We start from the raw sequence: 20,588 nt of genomic DNA on the forward strand, positions 1-20,588 counted from the left end.
CTCGCTGCCAGGTATGCCCGAGCCGGGCGATTCGTTCGCCGGTTCGCGCCGCCCCCGGCGACCCGCTGGTGCGAGATCGCACAGCCCCGCGCGCCCGCGCCCGCACCGCGCGCTCCTGCTACTGTCGCCGCCGATGCCCGCGCCCGCGCTCGCCCGCCTGCTCGCTCGCCCCTCGTCGCTCCTGGCGCTGCTGCTGGCCTGCGGCGGCGACGGCGGGACCGCGACCACCGAGTCCGCCAGCACCGACGACTCGACCTCGACCACCACCGTCGACACGACCTCGACGTCGTCGCCGACGACCTCGACCGCGACCGCGACCGCGACCTCGGACGAGCCGACCTCGACCTCGACCACCACCGGCGAGCTCACCGACACCGGCGTCGGCCCGACCACCGAGACGACGACCGGCGACCTCACCACCGGCGACCTCTCGACCACGACCACGACGACTTCGTCGACCTCGACCGGCGACGACACCACGACCACCGGCGACACCACCACCGGCACCTCGACCACCACCGGCGATACGACCACCGGCGACACCACCACCGGCGAGCCCGGCGAGCTCGGCGTGCTCTCGGGCGATTGCGGTCTCATCGATCTCATGGAGCTCGAATCGCCGGCGCCGTTCGTGTTCACCGGCGCGATCGACTTCGGCGTGGTCGGCTACGACTACGACCTGTTGACCGCGGGCGGTCAGCAGCTCTACGACGAGGGCAACCTCAACCCCGGCTCGCTGTACTCGGAGATCGTCGCCTACGAGGTGCTCGCGCGCTGCGAGACGGCGGCGCTGCTCAAGACCGAGGCGACGATCGTCTACACCAACCCGATGGGCAAGAAGACCGACTTCCTGGCCGAGATCGACGGCCTCAAGATCGGCGTCAGCGTGGTGCGGGCGGTCGGGTTTCCCAAGACGCGCCGTGGACGGTCGCCCAGGCCGACACGATGTACAGCAAGCTCGGCGACATCCAGCTCAGCAGCGCCAACGTGGCCCCCGAGGACGCGTGGGTCAAGCAGATCCTGAGCGTCGTCGCCTACGGCCCGATGCACAAAGAGAGCCTGCTGACCGCCTACGCGGCCCTCGACCCGGCCGTCAAGGCCGACACGATCCTCGTCATCACGGTCACCGACGGCGACGACGCGTTCATCTACAACTGACCTTACCTCGGCGGCGAGCACCCCGCCTCGGAAGCGTCACACCCGGCTGCTCGCTCGGCCGCGCCGAGCCCGTTGGCCGTCACGCGGAGCCAGCCGGAAGGGTGCTGCCGCTCGCTCTTGTCGCGTAACGATGGCCTGCAGGGACTGCCTTCGGTTACGCTGAAGTACGCGCAAAATCATCGAGTAAGGAGGCCTTGGATTCGCAAGACATCGCGCCGTACAGGCCCCTGCCGTCGCAGCGGTGGGGCTTCTTGCCGACGAATCGATTCTGGTATCACGCATCGCTGACGCCGATCTCACTCGTCTTCTGGGCCGGCGCCGCCGTCTTCTTCACCTTTTTCGATCTCTTCGCCCTGGTGTGGTGGCAACAGTCGCTCGGATGGATGGCCTTCTGGTGGGTCTGGGCCGGGCTGGTGGAGCGATACACCCGGAAATATCTCGCGCGCCGGCGGATGCAAGCGCTCGCGGGCCCACGAACGGATCTCTCGGAGGATCTCGAGAGGTCGGCCGTCGAGGCACCTGCGGACGAGCCGATGCCGCTTGTGAAGCCGCGCGGTCTGCCGCCACCCGCTCCTGTGCCGCTACAAGCTCTGGAGTCGAAGTGGGCACTCGTGCAGGAGGTCGAGTCCTGGGACCTCGCGTACGAGAGGCTGTTCGGACGCGGCGCGGGCGTCGCCCAGTTCGCGTTCAATCTCGCGTTCGGGCTGGCGATCTTCCACCCCAGCTGGCTCGTCAAGCTGCTCGGAATCCTGGCGCTGCTCGCTGCTGCGCGCGGCGTCGGCTCGTGGGAGCGCCGGAGGCTCGGACGCGAGCGAGGTGCGCTCCCGCCGAGCTCGGAGCCTGCCTGGAGAAGCACGCGATCTTTACCGGGGTTCGATCGATGACTGCGCCCATGCTCTGGTACAGTGCGTCCGTGCCTCCCATCGTGTCCCTGGTGACGCCGGACGTCGCCCACGCGGAGAGCGTGCTCGCAGGGCTCCGCGAGTTCCGTGCCGAGGGGCTCCCCTGGTACGGCGCCGTCGACCCGGACGTCGTCGCGGCCGATTTCGCGGGCTTCGTGCGCGCGCAGCATGAGAAGCGCACGCACCCGCTGCCCGGCGCGGTACCCAAGACCGAGCTCTGGGGCGTGATGGACGGCGTCTACGTCGGACGCATCGGGATCCACCATGTGCTGACCGACAACCTGCGCGTGTCGGGCGGGCACATCGGGTATGACACGCGTCCCGGCTACCGGGGGCGGGGCGTCGCCACGGAGATGCTGCGGAGCGCCCTGCCGGTCGCCCGTCGCATCGGCCTGTCTCAGGTGCTGCTCACCTGCGACGACACGAACGTCGCGTCGATCCGGGTCATCGAACGGAACGGCGGCGTGCTCGAGGCCACGCGGGTGCTCGACCCGACGCGGCCACCCAAGCGGTACTACTGGATCTCCCTCGCCGGTGTGTAGTCCGGAGCCGTGGCCCCGTCGCCGGCCCCGAAAAGACCTGTCCCTCAGGACATCTCACTGCCCGCGCAGGCGCGCGCGGTAGCCCTCCGGCGTCTCGCCGGTCCAGCGGCGGAACGCCCGGAAGAACGCGCTCGGGGCCGAGAAGCCGAGCAGGTACGACACCTCGGACAGCGCCTGCGGGCCCGCCAGCAGCTCCGCCGCGCGCTCGCGTCGCACCGCCTCGACCAGCCCCGCCAGCGTCTCGCCCTCCGCTTGCAGCTTGCGCTGCAGGGTGCGCGGCGCCAGCCCGAGCGCCTCCGCCAGCTCGCGCAGCGTCGGCGCCCCGCGGTGCAATCGTCGTATCACCTGCAGCCGCACCCGCGCGCGCAGCGAGCCATCGGCAGGCAGCCGCGACAGCTGCCCGCGCACGAACCGCTCGAAGAACGCGTGCATCGCCGCGTCCGCGCCCGGCATGCGCAGCGTCAGCTCGGCCCGCGGCAGCACCAGCTCGTCGCACAGCGCCCCGAACTCGACCGGCCCGAGCGCGCGCCGCAGCGCCGCGTCCTCGGGCGGTCCGCGTCGCAGTCGGACCGCCTTCACCGCCAGCGCGCGGCCGAGCCAGCGCGGCCCGTTGACGAGGAAATCGAGGAAGGTGACCTCGGCCATCCACGCGTGCGCGGCGGGGCGGCCCGAGCGGGTGGTAGCGCAGCGCCACCGCGTCGTCGCCGACCTGCACCGCTTCAAGCGCTCGCCGTCGGTGTACAGCTGCTGGAACGCGACGAAGCGCTCCAGCGCCGCGCCGAGGTCGGGGCAGGTCTGCAGCAGGAAGCCGAGCGCGTCGAGGTCGCCCGCGTCGAAGGCGGCGACGAAGCGCAGGCTGGCCGCGTCGCCGAGCCGCTCGCACACCGCCTCGATCAGCGCGTACACCCCGAGCAGCGGCACGCGCCCTCGGGGTCGGCGAGCGCCGCCGCGTCGAGCCCCGCGCGCGCCAGCAGCTCGTCGTTCACCAGGCCCACGCTCTCCGCGAACGCCAGCAAGCGCGCCGGGAAGTGCGAGCCCATGGTCGGCTCGGTCGCCGGGTGGCGCGCTCGGTCAGTCGTTCTGGCGCGGTGCATGAATGCGGCCCCGGGCTCGCTGCGCCACGCTGATCGGCGCGCGGAGCCCCGCACAGGATAGCCGGCCCGCGCGGAGCCGACGACGATGCGCCACGAACCTCTGACCCAGATCCGCCGCGACCACGCCGAGACCATCGAGGACACCTGGTACGCCGTCGCTCGCGCCCGCGCGGTGCCGCGAGCCCGCCCGCTCGCGCTGCGCCGCTTCGGCCGCGACCTCGCGCTGTTCCGCGGTGCCGACGGCCGGATCGCCGCAGTCGACGCCGCCTGCCCGCACCGCGGCGCCGACCTGGCCGCCGGCCGCGTCGTCGACGGCGCCCTGCAGTGCCCCTACCACGGCTTCCGCTTCGCCCCCGACGGCCGCTGCGTCGCCGCGCCTTGCGAGGGCCGGGCCTTCCGGATCCCCGCCGAGCTCGCCGCCCGCACCTGGCCGGTCCGCGAGGCCCACGGCTTCGTCTGGCTGTGGTGGGGCGCCCCGCGCGACGTCTACCCCGAGCCGTTCTGGCCCGACGGCATGCCCGACCGCGAGGGCTGGCGCACCGCCACCGGCGCGCTCGAGTGGGACGTCCCGCTGACTCTCGCCATCGAGAGCAACCTCGACATTCACCACACTCCGTTCGCCCATCGCCGCGTCACGCCGGGCCTCGGTCACCGCCTCGATCCGTACGAGGCGCGCCTCGACGGCGACACGATCTACAGCGGCGGCACCCTGCGGCGCGACGACGAGCGCCCGTGGGACGGCCGCAGCGGCCTCGGCATCACCTTGAACTGTCACTTCCCCGCGCTGATCTTCGGCGAGTTCCGCGGCGGCCGCTTGCTGGTGGCGATGGCCCCGATCGACGTCACTCGCACCGCGCTGCTGTTCCGCTACCACCTCGACGTGCCGGTGATCGGCGGTCTCTTGGCGCGACTGGCCGTGTGGAGCGAGCTGCGCCTGGTCCAGCCCGACGACCTCGCCCAGCAGCGCGCCGCGGCCCGCTCCGGCCTGCCGCTGCACGCCTGCCGCTTCGTCCCCTCCGACCGCGCGATCGTGCTGTGGTACAGCCTCTATCGTCGCCGCCTCGCCGCCCAGCGCGCGGCCGTCCCTCGCTCATGACAGTCGGCCCGACGTCGGCGAACACCTTGACTGTCACGAGCGCCGCACCCACCCCATTAAAACGATGACGCGGGCCGGGGTCCGGCGCCCGCGTCATCGTCGATCCACTGCGCGGACCGGGCCTACGGGGGAATCAGGCCCGGGTCGCGGCGAAGCGGCGGATCTCCTCGCGGAACCACGAATCGGCCTCCTCCGTGAACTTGTAGTTCTCACGGATGTACGCCATCGTGTCCTTCTCGACCTCGGTGTAGCGGCCGCCGTCGGTGACGGCGCCGATCAGCTCCTTGGCGTCGGTGAGGGAGATCCGGCCATCACCCTTGCCGGCGGTGGTGCGCTCGGCGATGTCGAGCATCTGCTTGTCGAACTTCTTACCGTCGATGATCTTGTAGTACGTCTCGGACATGGTGCCGGGGACGATACCGAACATGGCGAGCTCATGCATGTCCGCTCATCGGCGGCGGCGACGGGCGAATGCGAGCAGGACCAGCAGCATCGCCGCCGGCGGGCGCGAGGTCGCGCGGCAGCCACAACCCTCGTTCATGCCGTCCGATCCGGCCGTCGCGCCGGAATCGCTCGAACCGTCGCTGGCCGAGGCGCCCGTCAGTCCCCCGCCGGTCGGGCCGTCACCGGAGGTCGCGGTCGTGGTCGGACCCGAGTCGCCGCCCGATGGGTCGGGACCGTCGGTGGGATCGCTACCGCTCGTCGGACCGTCGCTGGTCGGACCGCCGCTGGTGCCCGGGCCGTCCGACGTCTCCCCGTCCGACGTCTCCCCGTCGCTCGTCTCCCCGCCCGAATCGCCGCAGGCCGGCAGGGGCGCGGACTCGTCGACGTTCTCGGGGCGCGGGCCGTAATGCGGCGCCTCGCACCCGGCCTCGAGCGCGCCGAGGTCCGGGGCCGCGCCGAGGAACCCGCCGAAGCCGGTCAGCGGCGCGCCGGCGTCGACCGCGAGTGAACTTTGGGACAGGCTCACGTCGACCGCCTCGACCACCGGCATGTAGCTGGCGGGCGCGACGTATCCGCTGGCGAAGATGTCCTCGCCGAGCAGCGTGCCGTGGGCCTCGAACACCCCCGCGGCCTGCATCGCCGCGAAGTCGGGGTAATCGCCGACCCCCTCGAACTCGAACTGGCCGTCGGGCCAGTAGCCGTTGTAGTCGATCTCGGCGTTGGCCGTCGGCGCGCCGAACAGCACCGTCTGCCCGCCCTCGGGCTCGGCGCGGGTGACGTACAGGTTGTTCACCAGGCGGAAGTCGTGCGCGGTGTCGGTGGTCTGGACCTGGTTGGCGCGGCTCGGGCTGACGAAGGTGTTGTGGAGGATGACCGCGCCGACGGTCTCGCCGGTGTCGCTGTTGGCGTGCAGCTTGGTCTGCTCGTCCTTGACGTTGACGACCACGTTGCGCAGCGCGTAGGCCGGCCCGCCGAAGATCGGCTGGAAGCTGAGCGGCGCGTACGAGTTGAGCAGCAGGTTGCGCATCGCTCGCGTGTTGCCGGTCGAGCCGTCGAGCTCGATCGCGTTGTCGTAGGCCGAGCGGGTGATGTTGCCGTAGATGTCGATCGCCCGCGCCCCGTCCTGCGCCGTCTTGATCGCGTCGCCCCACCCGACCATCTCGTTGTGGCACACGACGTGGCCGAAGCCCTGGACGACGATGCCGTCGACGTTGGCGTTCACGCCCCCGTCGTCCGAATAGACGTTGGGCCACGCCAGCGGCCCGACCAGGGTGTTGTCGCAGATGTAAAAGTCGAGCTGGTCCTCGCGCGCGCCGATGCCGAGGTTCACGTCCTCGACGCGGACGCGGCGGACCACGTTGCCCTCGGCGCCGGCGGTCTGGAAGCGGATCGCCCGGTTGGCGTTGCGGATCGTCAAGCGCTCGATGTGGACGTGGCTGCCGTAGACCTCGATGACGTTGCCGCCCGCGCCCTCGCCGTCGAGGATCGTGCCGCCCGTGCTGGCGCCGCGGACGACGATCGGGTCCTCGGCGGTGCCGCTGCTCTCGATCGACCAGGTGCCACCATAGGTCCCGTCGGCCAGCTCGATCACGTCGCCGGGCTGGGCCGCCCCGAGCGCGTCGCCGAGCTCGCCGGCGTCGCCGACCTGGATCACCTTGGGCGCGGCCGGGTCGCCCGGCACCGGCCGCGTCGTCGCGGTCACCGTCCACGTCTCGTCGAGGCCGTCGGGGTCGACCGCGTGCAGCTCGAGCTCGTAGGTCGTGTCGGGCCGCAGGTCGAACACGCTGCCGGCGAACTGCTGCGGCACCTGCAGGTTCACCACCTCCGGGCGCACGCGGTAGAGCGGCGCGCCGACCTGCCACGCGGCCTCGCCCATCGCCCGATAGCGCAGCTCGATCGCCGCGTCGCGGTCGTCGTCGTCGCCGATCAGCACCTGCACGCCGAGCGTCACCACGGTGGGCCGGTCGATCAGGGTCTCGACGATCGTCAGGTTCTCGGCCGCGAGCGCCGGTGCGGCCGTCAGCGTCAGCGTCGAAGCAGTGAGGAGCGGAGCGTGCGCATGCCCGCGCAGCGTAGACAAAAATCGCGGGCGGTTGCGCCCGAAGCCGGTCCGCGGCCGCGTGGGTAAGCCCGGGGCCTGCCTCCGCTCGCGCCGGCAGTCGCGGGCCCACACGCGCGATCACTCGACGTCGAGCTCGATCGTGAACTGCTGATCGCTGCCGAGCAGGTAGCGGTCGAACAGCGGCGAGTAGCTGCGCACGTGCACGGTCTTGCCGTCGGGCAGCAGCTCGAGCAGGCGCAGGTAGCCCTCACCGCCGAGCTCGCGCATCTGATAGTTGGCCAGCATCTGGTGCACCACGTTGCCGCGGTCGGTGATGCTCTCGAGGTAGCCGGTGCCGTCGCCGAGCACGTGGCCGTTGAGGGTGAGCACGAAGCGGTGGCGGCGGATCAGCTTCTGCCACAGCTCCTCGCCGTCGTTGACCCCGCCGGGCGTGTCGTACTCGTGCGGGTTGAAGTCCTGCGGGAACGAGGTGTCCTTGTGGTCGTAGCGGCGGTCGTTGTTGTTGAGGTACGCGTGGGTGATGAAGATGCCGAGCCGATCCGGGTGCTGCTCCATCACCGAATTGGCCCAGTCGATCACCGCGTCGCGCGGGCCCCACTCGAGCATGACCGCGATCCAATCGTGGCCGCCGGCGGAGAACAAATGATAGGTGTTGTCGAGCTTGCCCTTCTCGTAGGCCCCGCCGAAGCTCGGGTTCAGCGCCGCGTCGTCGAAGTCGAAGTAGTCGTTCATCTTCGTGTCGCGGGTCGAGGCGTCGCCGGACGGGCCGTAGTCGTGGTTGCCGGGCACGATCCCGTACGGCACGATCCCGTCGAGCAGGCTCATCGAGCCGCTGGCGCGCCGCCACTCGAGCTCGGTGTTGTTGTTGACGATGTCGCCGAGGTGGAACGCGTAGGCGATGTTCAGCGCCCCGGCGTTGCGGGCGATCCACGACGTCTGGGCGTCGAACACTCCGGGGTAGCGCAGCGAGTAGACCTGGGTGTCGGGCAGCACCGCGAACAGCGTCGAGCCGGCGGTGAACGGCAGCGACTGCGGCGGCGGGGTCGGCTTGATCGGCGTCGTCTGGCGCACGCACACGCCCTCGACGTGGGCGGCGAGGTTGGCGAAGAAGTTGGTGATGAACGCCTCCTGCTGCAGGTCCGAGCCCATCGGCGCGTCGAGCGGCAGGCTCGCCAGCACGATCCGCCCCTGGCCGTACGCGCCCTCGAGCAGCGCCCCGTTCGACCCGTCGCCCGCGCCCGCCAGCACCACCTCGAAGCCGCCCTGCTCGACGAACGCGTCGCGCCCGAGCTCGCCGCGCCACGCCAGCCGGCCGCCGTCGATCTCGATGCCCGCGAGCAGCGGGTGATCGGGGTCCAGCACCTCCAGCTTGACCAGCTTGGCCGCGCCGCGCCGCGCCGTGTGCGTCGTCGGCAAGAACGGCGGCACCGCCTCGGCGGCGGCCGACTGCGCCAGCTCGAGCACCACGTTGGCCTCGTCGACGAAGAAGTACAGGTCGTCGGCGTAGCTCTGCATGTACTCGGCGTATTCGGGCAGCTCGCTGGCGCCCGAGCCGAGCACGATCAGGCCGTCGAGGCCCCACGGCGAGCGGTCGAGCGGCAGCGGACCGACAGTGAAGCCGGCCGCCTCGAGGCGCGCGCTCACGCCCTCGTAATCGGGGGCCATCACCCACGCGCGCGGCTCGCCGTTGCCGCACGGCACCTCGCCGGCGTTGGCGAGCTCCGCCGGCATCGGCACGTGACAGGCCGCCGAGAAGACGTATCCACCGAGGAAGATGCCCGCGCGCCCGCTCCGCCGAAACGCCATGCACCGAGCGTATCAACCGGGTGCATCAGCCTGGCGGAGGCGCGGCAATTTTCGCGCGCGATTGTCACGACCATGTGCCAGCGCGGCCCGCCGGGCCGGGCCTCGACCTTGCGAGCGTGGAAGCCAATTGTCACGACCGCGTGCCGGCGCGGACGAGCGGCTCGCGGGTCGACCTTGCGGCTATGGAAGGATCGGCTTGGTGTCGCCCGACAGCGCGCGAATGACCCCACACGCCAGCCGCGCCCCGGAGTTGCCGGCCGGGTCGGTCATCAGATCGTCCGGGTCGGCGTGCACGACCACCGAGCGGCCCATGACCCCGCGCGGGCCGGTGTCGAGGGTGATGATGTCGGTGGTCATGGCGATCGCGGCCCGCCCCCCGGCGTCGGCCTCGATGTTGCCGAGGTCACCGAGGTGGTGCTCGGGCCCGTCCGGCCCGCCGTGCATCTTGTGCTCGGGGTTGAAGTGCGGCCCGGCGCTGCTGCCGTCGGCCGCCGAGCAGTCGCCGAACTCACGAATGTGGAAACCATGCAGTCCGGGCGTGAGACCCTGGATCTGCGCCCGCACCCGCAGGCGATTGGGGGTGACCCGGGTGAACTGCACGGTCCCCCGCACGCCGCTGCCGGCCAGCGGCTCCAGCGCCGCCATCGCCGCCCCTTCCTCGCCGGACGACGAGGAGAAGCAGGCGAGCGGCCCCAGCAGCGAGAATAGCGAGAGCGCGGCGATGAACGAGGTCAATGGGCGCATGTGTGGACTCCTCGATCCGCAAGCGTGGGCCAACCCCCGACACCGGCAACCACGCGCGCGACGACTCGCCCACGGTCGGGCCATTCGCGGCGACCTTTCAGCGGCGAATCCTGTAGGGCCCGTCAGCTCGCGCTCCAGCGGCGCCGCCGCGAGGTCCGAAGCGCGAGGGGTCGATCTCCGCCGCCCGCCTCGCCCCCGGCGGGCCCTGCGAAGCCCGGGCCGCCGCTCGCCCGCCAGCCGCGACGGACGCCGCGCGCAGATCGACATGTACCACGGGACATGTCCCTTCAGACCGGTGGATTTACGCCGCAGCCGCCGCGCATCCACCCGGAACGGCATACCCGCGAGCTGTGAACTCGTCGCCTCGTATCAGCCGATCAGCTCGCCCCAGAACGGAATCGCGGCGGTGTCGACGATCGCGGGCCGCTCGTACTCGACGTCGACCAGCTCGTGCAGGAGATAATCGCGGAGGTCCCGGCCGTAGACGATGATGTCGCTCTGCCACACCGACAGCACCAGCGTCGGGCCCTCGGCGAGCACGTAGCGGTGGCCGTAGATCGGCAAGAGCCGGGGCGCGCCGGCCACCAGCGCCGCCACGCGGGCGCGGCGCTCGTCCGCATCGCTGGGCCGCGGGCCCCAGCTGTCCGGCCACAGCACATGATGCTCGACGTCGAACACCAGCCCGTCGACGAGCTGTGCGAACACTGCGCGGATCGCCGTCTCGTCGCGCTGCCAGTGGTAGAAGCCGGGTGCTTCGTCCGCGACCAGGCGGTCGTCGTCGTCGAACCCCGCGCAGAACATCCGCGGCTCGGTCGCGTGCAGCACCTGCAGGAACAGGCGATGCTCGGCCGGGAAGCGGACGTCGTAGCGCTGCTCGATCTCCGCCAGCTCCGCGTCGGACAGCCCCCCGTCCATCGCGTCCCGCGGCGCCAGTCGCAGCCGCCCGCGCCGTTCCGCTCGAAGTCCGCGAGCGTCGGCTCCGCGCAGCGGCTCCACGCCGCCTCGGTCGTGGCGCCCAGCCAGCGCAGGAACGGCTCGCCGAACTCGCCCGGAATCTTGTGCGTGAGGCGCTTCGTCATGCAAAATCCTGGCGGCCAGCCTAACATCACCGCGCGTCGCCGTGCGGGCGACCGCTGCCGGCTCGATCACGAACCCGACGTGCGGCCTGACTGCGGAGCGCGTCGTGCCGGCCGACACTGGCGGTCACAGACCACCGCCCACGCAGAGGTTTTAGGACATGTCCCCGAGGTCATGTCCTCATCGACCTGAGAATTTTGCGCGTCCGGGCGGCCACCATGACGCGACCCCCGGCGCTCGCCCGCCGCGGCCCGCGCCAGCGGCGACCTCGAGTCACGACAGCCCGCGCGCGGCCCTCGCCCCCCGCCTGCGGCCGTGCGCGGCGCCCGGCCGGCGCGTGCGTCACTCACGAGCTTGCCATGTCGACCGGCCGGGGCATTCGCCTGCGCACGCTCTCGTGGGTCGTCACCCTCGTGCTGCTCGGCGTGGCGCTGGCGGTGACCGCGGCGCTGGTGCTGCTCACCAGCTACATTCATCAGACCAATGACAGCCTCGCGGCCTCGGTCGAGAGCGTGCGGCTCACGCGGGAGATCGAGCTCACCCTCGACCTGCTGGCCCACGTCGGCCCTGACGACCTGACCGCCCGCCATCTCCGCGGCGACCTGCGCGAGCTGCTGCAGGAGGCCGGGCATCACGTCCTCACCTCGCAGGAGGCCGCCACCCTCCTCGAGGCCGCCGACCGGATCGACCAGTACCTCGACGCCTCCCGCGACCACCTCGTCGCGCCGTTCGAGCTGACGCGCCTGCGCGGCGCGGCGCTCGACGCCACCGATCGGTTCGTCGCCGTCAACGTCGCCCAGTCGCTGGTCGCCCGCGAGCGGGCTGACCACTGGGACAGGCTCGCCAACCGCATCGGCCTCGGCTGCGGCGCCTTCTTGCTCGGCGCGGCCGCGCTGCTGGCCTGGTGGCTGCGGGCGCGCGCGTTCCAGCCGCTGATCGGCCTGGCCGCGACCATGGAGGTGTTCGCCCGCGGCCGTCGCGACGCCCGCGCCGACGAGGTCGGCCCCCACGAGCTGCGGGAGATCGCTGGCCGCTTCAACGCCATGGCCGACGCGCTCGCCGCCCAGCGCGCCGCGCAGATGACCTTCCTCGGCGGCGTCGCCCACGACCTCAAGAACCCGCTCGCCGCCCTGCGCCTGGCCCTCGCCACGCAGGCCCGCGACCCCGACTCGGCCGACCGCACCCGCCGCACCCTCGGCATCGTCGAGCGACAGACCAGCCACCTCGAGCGCATGGTCGGCGACTTCCTCGACATCGCCCGCATCGAGGCCGGCAAGCTCGAGCTGCGGCCCGTCGACGCCGACCTGCGCGAGCTCGTGCGCGAGTCGGCCGCGCTGTTCGACGGCTATCCGCACCACCAGCTCGCCCTCGAGCTGCCGGCCGAGCCGGTGCCCGTCCGCTGCGATCCGCTGCGCGTGATCCAGATCGTCGTCAACCTGATCAGCAACGCCGTCAAATACTCGCCGCAAGGCGGCGCGGTCGAGATCGCCGTGACCGCCGCCGACGACCTCGCCGCCGTCGCCGTCCGCGATCACGGCATCGGCATGAGCGAGGCCGAGGTGCGGCGGATCTTCGAGCCCTTCTCGCGCGTGGGCCTGTCGCGCGACACCATCCCCGGCGTCGGCCTCGGCCTCCACGTGGTATTGCAATTGGTCCGGGCCCACGGCGGCACCGTCGACGTCGACAGCGCCCCCGGCCGCGGCTCGACCTTCCGCGTCCACCTGCCGCGCGGCGGGCCACCAGGCTGAGCGCCTTTGGATGGTCCTGCCGGTCGACGCCAGACCACGCGCGCCGTCACGACGCCGCGGGTCGCGACGCTGACGCGCGCACGACCTCGCCGTCATGGTGATCCCCGAAACCGGCGACGACCAATACGACCTGCGCAGGGCGCCGAGCTCGCGAGCAGCTCGGCGCACGCTCGCGCGAATCACTTCGGGCGCGGCTCGATCTCGGCGCTGGTCGTGCGCTTCAGCGTGCCCGTCTGGCACGTCAACGGGACCTCCGGGAAGTGGAACACCCCCGCGTAGCCGCGCTCCTTCGCCTTCGGATCGTCGACCGTCTTGAGCGTGCCGTGGTAGAGCGTCTGCTGGCCGCGGCACACCTCGGGCACCTTGCTCGCGGTCAGCTCCTTGCCGCCGTTCTGCATGGGCGTCGGGTCGGCGGCCTCGCCCACCGGGCAGGACAGGAGCGCCAGCACCATCTCGTCGCTGGGCGCCGAGTCGAGGACCCCGAGGCCGAGGCCCTTCCGCTCGCCCGAGAGCGGCCCCTCGCCGAAGCTGTCGCCGGACTTGTAGATCCAGCGGACCTGCTCGGCGAAGCCGCCGCGCATGGCCCTCCGGGACCTCGCAGTAGGGCACGTCGATCACCTTGTAGGCCTGCGACGGGCCGCAGGCGACGACGAGCGACGACACGAGCAAAAGGACGCTTGGACGCACCATGGTGAGGACGTCCAGCACCGGCGCGAGGCCCGCCGCAACGCTCGACGAAACCACCCTTTCAGCGCTTCTCGGCCTCGGCGAGCAACTGAGGCGCGAACAGCTGCTGCAGGTCGGCGCCCTGGAGCTTGACGAAGCCGAGCTTCTGCGCGTCCTCGGCGTTGCGGATCAACGCCGACGGCACCGGGTCGGACGTGAACTCGAGGTTTTGCCAGGCGCGGTCGATCGTCGCCGGGGCCAGGGCTTTCCCGGTGACCTTCTTGATCGCCGCGTTGGCGACCTCCCTGGCCTCGCCCGCGTGCTCGGCGATCCACTTGTTCGCGGCCGCGTGGCCGCGCAGCAGCGCCAGCAGCGTCGGCCTGCGGGCCTCGATCTGGCCCTTGCGGGCCAGCAGCACCGTCGTGGTGTAGCGGCGGTCCGGCCACAGGTCGCGCTCGTCGACGAGGACCTTGCCGCCGCCCTCCAGGATCAGCCGGGTCGCCCACGGCTCGGGCACCCAGGCCCCGGCGATCTCGCCCGACTGGAAGCTCTCGAGCGTCTGTGCGTTCTCCTGCGGGGTGACGCTGACGTCGCCGCCGCCGAACTCGTCGACCTTGAAGCCCTGGCCGATGAGCCATGTCCGAAGGGCCACGTCCTGGGTGCCGCCGAGCTGCGGGGCGCTGACCTTCTTGCCGCGCAGATCGTCGGGCCCGCCGACCTCCGGGCGGACCACGAAGAACGCCCCGCCCGTGGCCGCTCCGGCGATCACCTTGACCTCGCCCTTCGACTTGACGTAGGCGTTGATGGCCGGGTTGGGCCCGACGTACGTGGCGTCGAGCGCCCCCGACAGCAGCGCCTCGATCGCCGCTGGCCCGGCGTTGAACGTGAACGTCTCCAGCGCCGTGCCCTGGGCCGCCAGCGCCTCGCGGAACAGCCCGCGCTCGACCCCGACCAGCGCCGTCGCGTGGGTGATGTTGGGGAAGTAACCGAGCCGCAGCGCCCCGGTGTTCTCGCTCGGCGGCCGGCACGCGGCGGCGACGGCGAGAGCGGGGAGGCAGGCGGCGAAGCGGCGGCGAGACAGGGTCATGGCTGGCAGGGGTTTACCATAGTAGAACTTTTCCAGCATACTGAATCTCGCCCCGCTGGCCGCCCCGGCCGGTCCTGGGCTACCTCTCGCCCCGCGCGCCATGCTCCAACTGCTCCTGTTCGCCTCGCTCGCGCCCCCGCCGCCGCCCGCCTCACCGCCCGCCGACCCCGAGCGCTTCTACCCGCCGGCGCGCGAGCACCTGCTGCTCGCGCCGGCGACCGTGGGCGACGGGCCGCTCAAGTTCACCCCGGGCAAGGGCCTCGAGGTCAAGAGCAAGGACGGCCGCTACAGCCTGTCGCTCAGCCTGCGCACCGGCTTCATGTACAGCGGCCGGCGCCAGGCCGGGGCGGCCTACGACCACGCGTTCGAGATCCGCCGCCTGCGCCTGGTGTTCTCCGGCAACGTCTTCAGCAAGTCGATCAAGTACTTCGTGCAGCTGGCCGTGGCCCCGCGCGAGCTCAACTTCGTCGACGGCGTCGCGCGGAGCGGTCCGCTGCTCGACAACTACGTGGTGTTCGACCGCCTGCGCGACGCCAACCTGCGGATCGGCCTGTACCGGGTCATGTACACCCGCGAGCGCAACATCGCCGACATCAACCCGCTGCTCATCGACCGCTCGCTGGCCAACGCCGAGTTCAACGTCGACCGCGACATCGGCCTCGACGTCCGCTCCGAGGACATCGGCGGCCTCGGCAAGCTGCGCTACTACGCGGGCGTCTTCATGGGCGACGGCCGCGACCAGAACCGCTTCAGCGACCCGGGCCTGATGTACACCGCGCGCGTCGACTTCCTGCCGTTCGGCCTGTTCGACGACTACGAGGCCAGCGACCAGACCCGCCTGCGAAGGCCGAGGCTCAGCCTCGGCTTCGCCTACGCCTTCAACGACCGCGCCCGCAACAACCGCGGCGTGCTCGGCAGCCCGCCGGCCGACGGCGGCACCACCAACTATCACAACCTCACCACCGACATGATGTTCAAGTGGGCCGGCTTCAGCCTCGAGGCCGCGTTCCTGTGGCGCGAGGGCCGGCGCAACCCCGGCCACGCGGTCGACGACATGGGCGCCCCGCTGCCCGTCGAAGCGGCGCGCAACGGCCACGGCTGGATGACCCAGGCGGCCTTCCTCATCCCGCGCACCGGCCTCGAGCCGGCCCTGCGCACCAGCGGGATCCGCGGACTCGGCCTCACCTCGATGCCCGACCGCAACGAGCTCGGCGGCGGCCTCAATTATTACTTCGCCGGCCACAACTTGAAGCTGCAGCTCGACTACTTCCGCACCTGGGACCGCGGCGCCGCCGATCTGGCCGGCGACCTGGTCCGCCTGCAGCTGCAAGTCGCGCTGTGAGGCGCCCCGCTGCGCGCCGCTGCGGGCCCGAGAACGCTGTCAGATTATCGCTCGGGCGCGGGCGCGCCTTGCACGTCGACAGGGGTGTGTTCATGACGTTCGGCGTGCATGGAACGCCGGTGGAGCCGACCGACCGGTTATTCGCAGCAGCTGTCCTCGGGGACAGCTTGCGCAGGACCGCAGGCGAGGACGACCGGCCGGGCTCCGCGGCCGTCGGCGGCCAGGACCCGACCCTCGTCGCCACGCTCGAGACGCCGCCTCGCCGTCGCCGCCGCTCGCTGTGGCCGCCGACCGAGGCGCCGTCGACCGGCGAGACCCGCTACGTGTTCGGCGAGGTGTTCGCGACCGGCGGCCTCGGCGTGGTCCGGCGCGCCCACGACCGTCGGCTCGGCCGCGTGGTCGCGATCAAGGAGCTCCTGCGCGACAGCCCCGACGCCCAGCGCCGGTTCGCCCGCGAGGCGACGATCACCGCCCGCCTGCAGCACCCGAGCATCGTCCCGCTGTACGACCTCGGCCGGCGCTCCACCGGCGAGCCGTTCTACTGCATGAAGCTGGTCGACGGCGCGAGCCTCGACGCCAAGATCCAGCAAGCCCGCGACCTCGGCGAGCGCCTGCGCCTGGTCGAGCACGTGATCGCGGTGGCCGACGCGATCGCCTACGCGCACGACCAGCGGGTCATCCATCGCGACCTCAAGCCGGCCAACGTGCTGATCGGCCGGTTCGGCGAGACCGTGGTGATCGACTGGGGCCTGGCCAAGGACCTCGCGCGGCCCGGCAGCGACGCCGAGGTCGATCAGACCGTGCGCTCGGGCGAGCGCAGCCGCATCGACGAGGACCTCACCGAGGTCGGGGCGATCGTCGGCACGCTGCGCTACATGCCGCCGGAGCAGGCCCGCGGCGAGTCGGTCGACGCCCGCAGCGACGTCTACGCCCTCGGCGCCCTCCTCTATCACGTGCTCGCCGGTCACCCGCCGTACGCCGAGGCGAGCGGCCCGGCGCTGGCGGCCCGGGTGATGGCGGCCGACCTCGAAGACCTGCGCGAACAGGTCCCGGGCGTGCCGCGCGAGCTGGCCGCGATCGCCCACCGGGCCACCGCCGCCCGCCCCGAGCTGCGCTACCCCAGCGCCGCCGGCTTCGCCGAGGACCTGCGCCGCTTCCAGGCCGGCCGCCTGGTCTCGGCCCACAGCTACACCCTCGCCGAGCGGCTGCAGCGGTGGATCCGGCGCCAGCGCGTCTTGCTGGCGTTCGCCGGCCTCGGCGCGGCCGCCAGCTTCTTCGCCTTCAAGGCCCACGAGGCCAGCCTCGATCTGTGCAGCGGCGGCGCCGCGGCGATCGCCGCCGCCTGGGACTCGCCGCAGCGGCGGGCCGCCGCCGACAACTTCAGCGCCGCCGGCCCGGCGTTCGCCGTCGAGGTGTGGCCGCGCGTCGCCGCCTCGCTCGACGCCTACGCCACCGCCTGGACCGCGCAGCACCACGAGGCCTGCCTCACCCACCGCCGCGGCGAGCAGTCCGATCATTTGTTCGACCGCCGCATGGCCTGCCTCGCCCAGCGCAAGGCCGCCCTGGCCGAGGCGGCCACCTTGCTCGGCGAGCGCGACCCCGCGGTCTCGCTGCACGCGCTCGAGCTGGTCGGCGGCCTGCCGTCCTTGGCGCGCTGTGGCGACGTCGCCGCCCTCGACGCCGCAGTCGCGCCGCCCGCCGACCCCGAGGCCGCCGTGCGCGTGAGCGCCGTGCGTGATGGTCTGGTCAAGGTCGCCGCGCTCGATCGCGTCGCCCGCACCCCCGCCGCGCTCGCGCTGGCCGACGAGCTCGTGGCCGAGGCCGAGGCGATCGGCCACGCGCCGACCCTCGCCGAGGCGCTGCTGCGCCGCGGCGAGCTGCGCCTGCACGACGACGCCGACGACGCCGCCGCCCGCCTGCAGCTCGCCCAGCTCACGGCCGTGCGCGCCGGCGCCGACGAGATCGCCGCCGAGGCCGCCGCCCTGCTGGTGTTCGTGCGCGGGCGCCAGGCCGGCGGCACCGAGCGCGGGCTGTCCGAGCTGCCCATGGCCGAGGCGCTGGTCGCCCGCCTGCCGCCGCACGATCCCTTGCGCGGCCTCCTGCTCAACAACTCCGCGGTGCTGGCCCGCTCCGCCGGCGATCACGAGCGGGCCCGCCGCTTGCTCGACGAGGCGCTCCGGGTCCAGCGCGCCGCGCCCGGGCCGGCGCGGGCCGAGGTCGCGTACACGTTGACCAACCTCGCCATGCTCGTCGAGGACCCCGAGCCCCGCGAAGCCGCCCTGCGCGAGGCGCTGGCGATCCTCGAGCGCGAGCTCGGCCCGGCCCACGCGCGGACCATCGAGCTGCGCGTGCTCGTCAGCGTCTACACCCTCGATCCCCGGGTCGCGCACGCCCTCCTGCGGCCCGGCTGCGACGCGCTCGAGCGCTTCTCGCCCGGCGCCTCGCCGGCGCGCATCCGCTGCCTCGCCCACCTCGCCCATCACGCCGACGAGGCCGGGGACGAGGACGCCGCCACGGCCCTGCGGATCCGCGCCCTCGGCCTCGTCGACCCGCGCTCCACTCTGGTCGAGGACATCGTCGTGCGCGCCCACCTCGACCTCGTCCGCGGCGCCCACGACGACGCGATCGTCCGCCTGCGCGGCGTCCTCCTGAGCGACCTCGCCGGCGACACCTGGTGGGTGCGCGAGCGCCGGGCCGGCGTCCTCCTGTTGCTCGGCCTCCACCTGCGCGGCCGCGGCGACCTCGCCGCCGCCCGCACGGCCTTGCAGGCCGCGATCGACGACTTCGTCGCGGTCGCCGCCACCACCAGCAGCGTCGTCAGCGACCAGCAGCTCGCGCGCGCCCGCGTGGCCCACGCCGAGCTCGCGATCCTCGGACCTCCCGACCGCGAATGGCAGACTCGGGCTCTACGCGACCTCGACGAGGCCGACCGCTGGTACGCCGCGGCCGGCGTGGCTTACGCGTGGCGCCGGCACCAGCTTCGCGCCCTTCGTCGCCGCTTGACCGACCCCGCCTGAGATCGCCCGCGGACTCGCATCCGACCTGTGAAGCCCCCGGTTCCCCTCGTCCTCGAATCCAGGAGCAGACTGCTGCAGCGCCGCGCGCCTGAGTTCGCTCGCCCCCAGGGGGCCTGGAGGCCCGAAAGCCGCGTTCGCCGGCCGCGCAGATCCGCCCGCCCTCGATCTCGGCCACAGGGCCTGCGACCGAAATAAACATTCGGCGCTATAGTTTGGGCTCGATGACCGCCGCTCGCGTGACCCTCTCCGCCGGTAGCACTCGCTGGGCGCTGTCCGCCGTCGCCGCGGCCGCGATCGTGGCGGCCTCGACCGCCGACGCCGCCGCCGAGGCGCCGAAGATCTCCACCAAGATCACCGCCAAGGGCGAGGTCGTCGCCAGCGTGACCCTCGCCGCCGCGCCCGCCGCCGTGCGCGAGGTCCTCGGCAGCGCCGAGCGCTCGCACGGCCTCTCGCCCTTCACGGTGTCGGCCAAGGCCACCCCCGACGGCAGCTGCGAGCGCGTCAAGCTCAAGACCCGCGGCATGCTCTCGCCTTTCGAGCTCGAGACCCGCCGCTGCCCCACCGCCCACGGCTGGAAAGAGACGCTCATCGCCTCGGAGCACTTCGTCGAGTACTGGAACGAGTGGGTCGTCGAGGACACCGGCGCCGGCGGCTCGACGGTCACCTTCAGGACGCGCACGATGCCCAACGTCGCCGTCCCCGAGGCAATCATCCAGTCCGAGACGAAGCGCGTGCTCGCCAAGCTGATGCACAACCTGTCCGCAGCGGTCGGCGGCGGCTGAACGCGAGCGCCCGGGTAGCCGTCGCTAAGCGACTGAGCCGAAGCGCCCGGGGGCGCCCGAGCTTCTCGCCGCCGCACGCCCGTGCGACCCTCGCCGCGTGCCGCAGTGGTCGCTCCGCTGGCGCCTCGCGCCGCTTCTCCTCGCCGTGCTGCTCGTCGGCTGCATCCGCAGCCAGATCACCGAGGTCGAGCAGCAGTCGTTCGGCACCCGCACCTTCGCCGCCGGCTACGAGAAGACCTTCGCCGCCGCCCTCGACGCCCTGCCGGCGCTCGGCTACCAGCCCCAGTTCGTGAGCGCCGCCCAGGGCCGGATCACCACCACCCGCCGACAAGCCGGCGCGACCGCCGGCATCGGCCTCGCCGGCACGTTCGCGGCCCCGCTGTTCCGCCAGTACGACCTCCGGCTCGTCCGCGTCGATGCCGGCCACACCCGCGTCGTCGCCCACCCGCACCTCTACGAGGGCGAGCGCGACGTGTCGCGCCAGGCGGTGTGGCAGATGAGCGGCCGGGACGGTGAGTACGAGCACTGGCGCGCCCTGTTCGCCCAGATCGAGCGCGGCTGCATGCGCCAGGGCGTCCTGCTCACCGAGGCCGATCTGCAGTCGCTGGGCACCCGCACCTTCGCAGCCGGGTACGAGAAGACCTTCGCCGCCGCGAGCAAAGCCCTGCCGGCGCTCGGCTACGAGCTCGAGTTTGCGAACGCCGCCCAGGGCCGGATCACCGCCCGCCGGCAAACCGGCGGGATCGCCTACGTCAACCTCGACAACCCGAACGCGATCGCGGTGTTCCGCCAGTACGACCTCCAGGTCGTCCGCGTCGATCCGGGCCACACCCGCGTCATCGCCCGCCCGCGCATCTTCGAAGACAAGCGCGACGTCTCGCAACAGGCGGTGTGGAGGATGAGCGGCCCGGACGGCGAGCCAGAGCGCTGGCGCGCCCTGTTCGCCCAGATCGAGCTCGGCCTCTGAACTTTTCAAAAGACATGTCTTTTTCTACATGTCGATATGAACATTGCGTTTCGA

19 protein-coding genes are annotated in these 20,588 nt (G+C 72.2%); 10 read left to right on the forward strand and 9 right to left on the reverse strand.

All coding sequences use genetic code 11. The features are described from left to right. Positions 1-133 precede the first annotated feature (133 nt). From OV079_RS26455 to OV079_RS26470, 4 genes are all read left to right on the forward strand, one after another. Entirely contained in the window at positions 134-1,024 is an 891-nt protein-coding gene (locus OV079_RS26455) for a hypothetical protein (protein WP_267771695.1), read from the forward strand. Next, positions 988-1,158, forward strand: a complete 171-nt coding sequence (locus OV079_RS26460; protein WP_267771696.1) for a hypothetical protein — start codon at positions 988-990, stop codon at positions 1,156-1,158. The genes OV079_RS26455 and OV079_RS26460 overlap by 37 nt, the downstream gene beginning before the upstream one ends. A 194-nt stretch (positions 1,159-1,352) precedes the next feature. After that, positions 1,353-2,042: a hypothetical protein gene (locus OV079_RS26465; RefSeq protein WP_267771697.1), complete on the forward strand. Its 690-nt coding sequence runs from the start codon at positions 1,353-1,355 to the stop codon at positions 2,040-2,042. A 41-nt stretch (positions 2,043-2,083) separates the two neighbouring features. Then, entirely contained in the window at positions 2,084-2,602 is a 519-nt protein-coding gene (locus tag OV079_RS26470; protein ID WP_267771698.1) for a GNAT family N-acetyltransferase, read from the forward strand. A gap of 54 nt (positions 2,603-2,656) precedes the next feature. Here OV079_RS26470 and OV079_RS26475 read toward each other — a convergent pair whose 3' ends face one another. Beyond that, positions 2,657-3,523 carry a helix-turn-helix domain-containing protein gene (locus OV079_RS26475; protein ID WP_267771699.1) on the reverse strand — a complete coding sequence of 289 codons (867 nt, stop codon included), beginning with the start codon at positions 3,521-3,523 and terminating at the stop codon, positions 2,657-2,659. Then, positions 3,496-3,642 (reverse strand): hypothetical protein, encoded by a 147-nt coding sequence (locus tag OV079_RS26480; RefSeq protein WP_267771700.1) that lies wholly within the window; start codon positions 3,640-3,642, stop codon positions 3,496-3,498. The genes OV079_RS26475 and OV079_RS26480 overlap by 28 nt, the downstream gene beginning before the upstream one ends. A gap of 139 nt (positions 3,643-3,781) precedes the next feature. On the opposite strand from OV079_RS26480, the gene OV079_RS26485 reads away from it, so the two are divergent. Further along, positions 3,782-4,792 (forward strand): Rieske 2Fe-2S domain-containing protein, encoded by a 1,011-nt coding sequence (locus OV079_RS26485; protein WP_267771701.1) that lies wholly within the window; start codon positions 3,782-3,784, stop codon positions 4,790-4,792. 133 nt (positions 4,793-4,925) lie between these two features. Here the strand turns inward: OV079_RS26485 and OV079_RS26490 are convergent, their stop codons facing one another. The 5 genes from OV079_RS26490 to OV079_RS26510 all read right to left on the reverse strand — a co-directional run bounded on the left by OV079_RS26490 (position 4,926) and on the right by OV079_RS26510 (position 10,763). Continuing rightward, the gene (locus OV079_RS26490; RefSeq protein WP_267771702.1) at positions 4,926-5,219 is read right to left on the reverse strand and encodes a hypothetical protein; all 294 of its coding nucleotides are present in this window, start codon (positions 5,217-5,219) and stop codon (positions 4,926-4,928) included. Positions 5,220-5,240: 21 nt separating this feature from the next. Continuing rightward, a complete protein-coding gene (locus tag OV079_RS26495; RefSeq protein ID WP_267771703.1) occupies positions 5,241-7,316 on the reverse strand; it encodes an MYXO-CTERM sorting domain-containing protein in 2,076 nt (691 codons plus the stop codon). Positions 7,317-7,415: 99 nt separating this feature from the next. Continuing rightward, on the reverse strand, positions 7,416-9,104 hold the full coding sequence (locus OV079_RS26500) for a metallophosphoesterase (RefSeq protein WP_267771704.1): 1,689 nt from the start codon (positions 9,102-9,104) through the stop codon (positions 7,416-7,418). A 180-nt stretch (positions 9,105-9,284) separates the two neighbouring features. Further along, the gene (locus tag OV079_RS26505; RefSeq protein WP_267771705.1) at positions 9,285-9,848 is read right to left on the reverse strand and encodes a superoxide dismutase family protein; all 564 of its coding nucleotides are present in this window, start codon (positions 9,846-9,848) and stop codon (positions 9,285-9,287) included. A 369-nt stretch (positions 9,849-10,217) separates the two neighbouring features. Beyond that, the gene (locus OV079_RS26510) at positions 10,218-10,763 is read right to left on the reverse strand and encodes a hypothetical protein (RefSeq protein ID WP_267771706.1); all 546 of its coding nucleotides are present in this window, start codon (positions 10,761-10,763) and stop codon (positions 10,218-10,220) included. A gap of 521 nt (positions 10,764-11,284) precedes the next feature. Here OV079_RS26510 and OV079_RS26515 point away from each other — a divergent pair. Then, positions 11,285-12,673: a sensor histidine kinase gene (locus OV079_RS26515; protein ID WP_267771707.1), complete on the forward strand. Its 1,389-nt coding sequence runs from the start codon at positions 11,285-11,287 to the stop codon at positions 12,671-12,673. A gap of 179 nt (positions 12,674-12,852) precedes the next feature. On the opposite strand, the gene OV079_RS26520 is transcribed toward OV079_RS26515, so the two are convergent. Continuing rightward, complete coding sequence (locus OV079_RS26520; protein ID WP_267771708.1) at positions 12,853-13,254, reverse strand: hypothetical protein; 402 nt, start codon at positions 13,252-13,254, stop codon at positions 12,853-12,855. 167 nt (positions 13,255-13,421) lie between these two features. Beyond that, positions 13,422-14,426: an ABC transporter substrate-binding protein gene (locus OV079_RS26525; RefSeq protein ID WP_267771709.1), complete on the reverse strand. Its 1,005-nt coding sequence runs from the start codon at positions 14,424-14,426 to the stop codon at positions 13,422-13,424. Positions 14,427-14,526: 100 nt separating this feature from the next. Here OV079_RS26525 and OV079_RS26530 point away from each other — a divergent pair, with 100 nt between their 5' ends. From OV079_RS26530 to OV079_RS26545, 4 genes are all read left to right on the forward strand, one after another. Next, complete coding sequence (locus OV079_RS26530; protein ID WP_267771710.1) at positions 14,527-15,768, forward strand: porin family protein; 1,242 nt, start codon at positions 14,527-14,529, stop codon at positions 15,766-15,768. A gap of 167 nt (positions 15,769-15,935) precedes the next feature. Then, positions 15,936-18,785: a serine/threonine-protein kinase gene (locus tag OV079_RS26535; protein ID WP_267771712.1), complete on the forward strand. Its 2,850-nt coding sequence runs from the start codon at positions 15,936-15,938 to the stop codon at positions 18,783-18,785. A gap of 221 nt (positions 18,786-19,006) precedes the next feature. Then, on the forward strand, positions 19,007-19,567 hold the full coding sequence (locus tag OV079_RS26540; protein WP_267771714.1) for an SRPBCC family protein: 561 nt from the start codon (positions 19,007-19,009) through the stop codon (positions 19,565-19,567). Between the two features lie 97 nt (positions 19,568-19,664). After that, a complete protein-coding gene (locus OV079_RS26545) occupies positions 19,665-20,534 on the forward strand; it encodes a hypothetical protein (RefSeq protein WP_267771715.1) in 870 nt (289 codons plus the stop codon). Positions 20,535-20,588 lie beyond the last annotated feature (54 nt).

The sequence above is a fragment of the Nannocystis pusilla genome, assembly GCF_026626665.1.
In the GTDB taxonomy this organism is placed as follows: Bacteria; Myxococcota_A; Polyangia; order Nannocystales; family Nannocystaceae; genus Nannocystis; species Nannocystis pusilla.

Bases quoted from the DNA above. Each gene is read 5' to 3' on its own strand.
- OV079_RS26515 (WP_267771707.1), top strand. From the start codon at position 11,285: ATGTCGACCGGCCGGGGCATTCGCCTGCGCACGCTCTCGTGGGTCGTC.
- OV079_RS26485 (WP_267771701.1), top strand. From the start codon at position 3,782: ATGCGCCACGAACCTCTGACCCAGATCCGCCGCGACCACGCCGAGACC.
- OV079_RS26510 (WP_267771706.1), bottom strand. From the start codon at position 10,763: ATGGACGGGGGGCTGTCCGACGCGGAGCTGGCGGAGATCGAGCAGCGC.
- OV079_RS26530 (WP_267771710.1), top strand. From the start codon at position 14,527: ATGCTCCAACTGCTCCTGTTCGCCTCGCTCGCGCCCCCGCCGCCGCCC.
- OV079_RS26540 (WP_267771714.1), top strand. From the start codon at position 19,007: ATGACCGCCGCTCGCGTGACCCTCTCCGCCGGTAGCACTCGCTGGGCG.
- OV079_RS26490 (WP_267771702.1), bottom strand. From the start codon at position 5,219: ATGTTCGGTATCGTCCCCGGCACCATGTCCGAGACGTACTACAAGATC.
- OV079_RS26500 (WP_267771704.1), bottom strand. From the start codon at position 9,104: ATGGCGTTTCGGCGGAGCGGGCGCGCGGGCATCTTCCTCGGTGGATAC.
- OV079_RS26480 (WP_267771700.1), bottom strand. From the start codon at position 3,642: ATGGGCTCGCACTTCCCGGCGCGCTTGCTGGCGTTCGCGGAGAGCGTG.
- OV079_RS26455 (WP_267771695.1), top strand. From the start codon at position 134: ATGCCCGCGCCCGCGCTCGCCCGCCTGCTCGCTCGCCCCTCGTCGCTC.
- OV079_RS26505 (WP_267771705.1), bottom strand. From the start codon at position 9,848: ATGCGCCCATTGACCTCGTTCATCGCCGCGCTCTCGCTATTCTCGCTG.
- OV079_RS26520 (WP_267771708.1), bottom strand. From the start codon at position 13,254: ATGCGCGGCGGCTTCGCCGAGCAGGTCCGCTGGATCTACAAGTCCGGC.
- OV079_RS26525 (WP_267771709.1), bottom strand. From the start codon at position 14,426: ATGACCCTGTCTCGCCGCCGCTTCGCCGCCTGCCTCCCCGCTCTCGCC.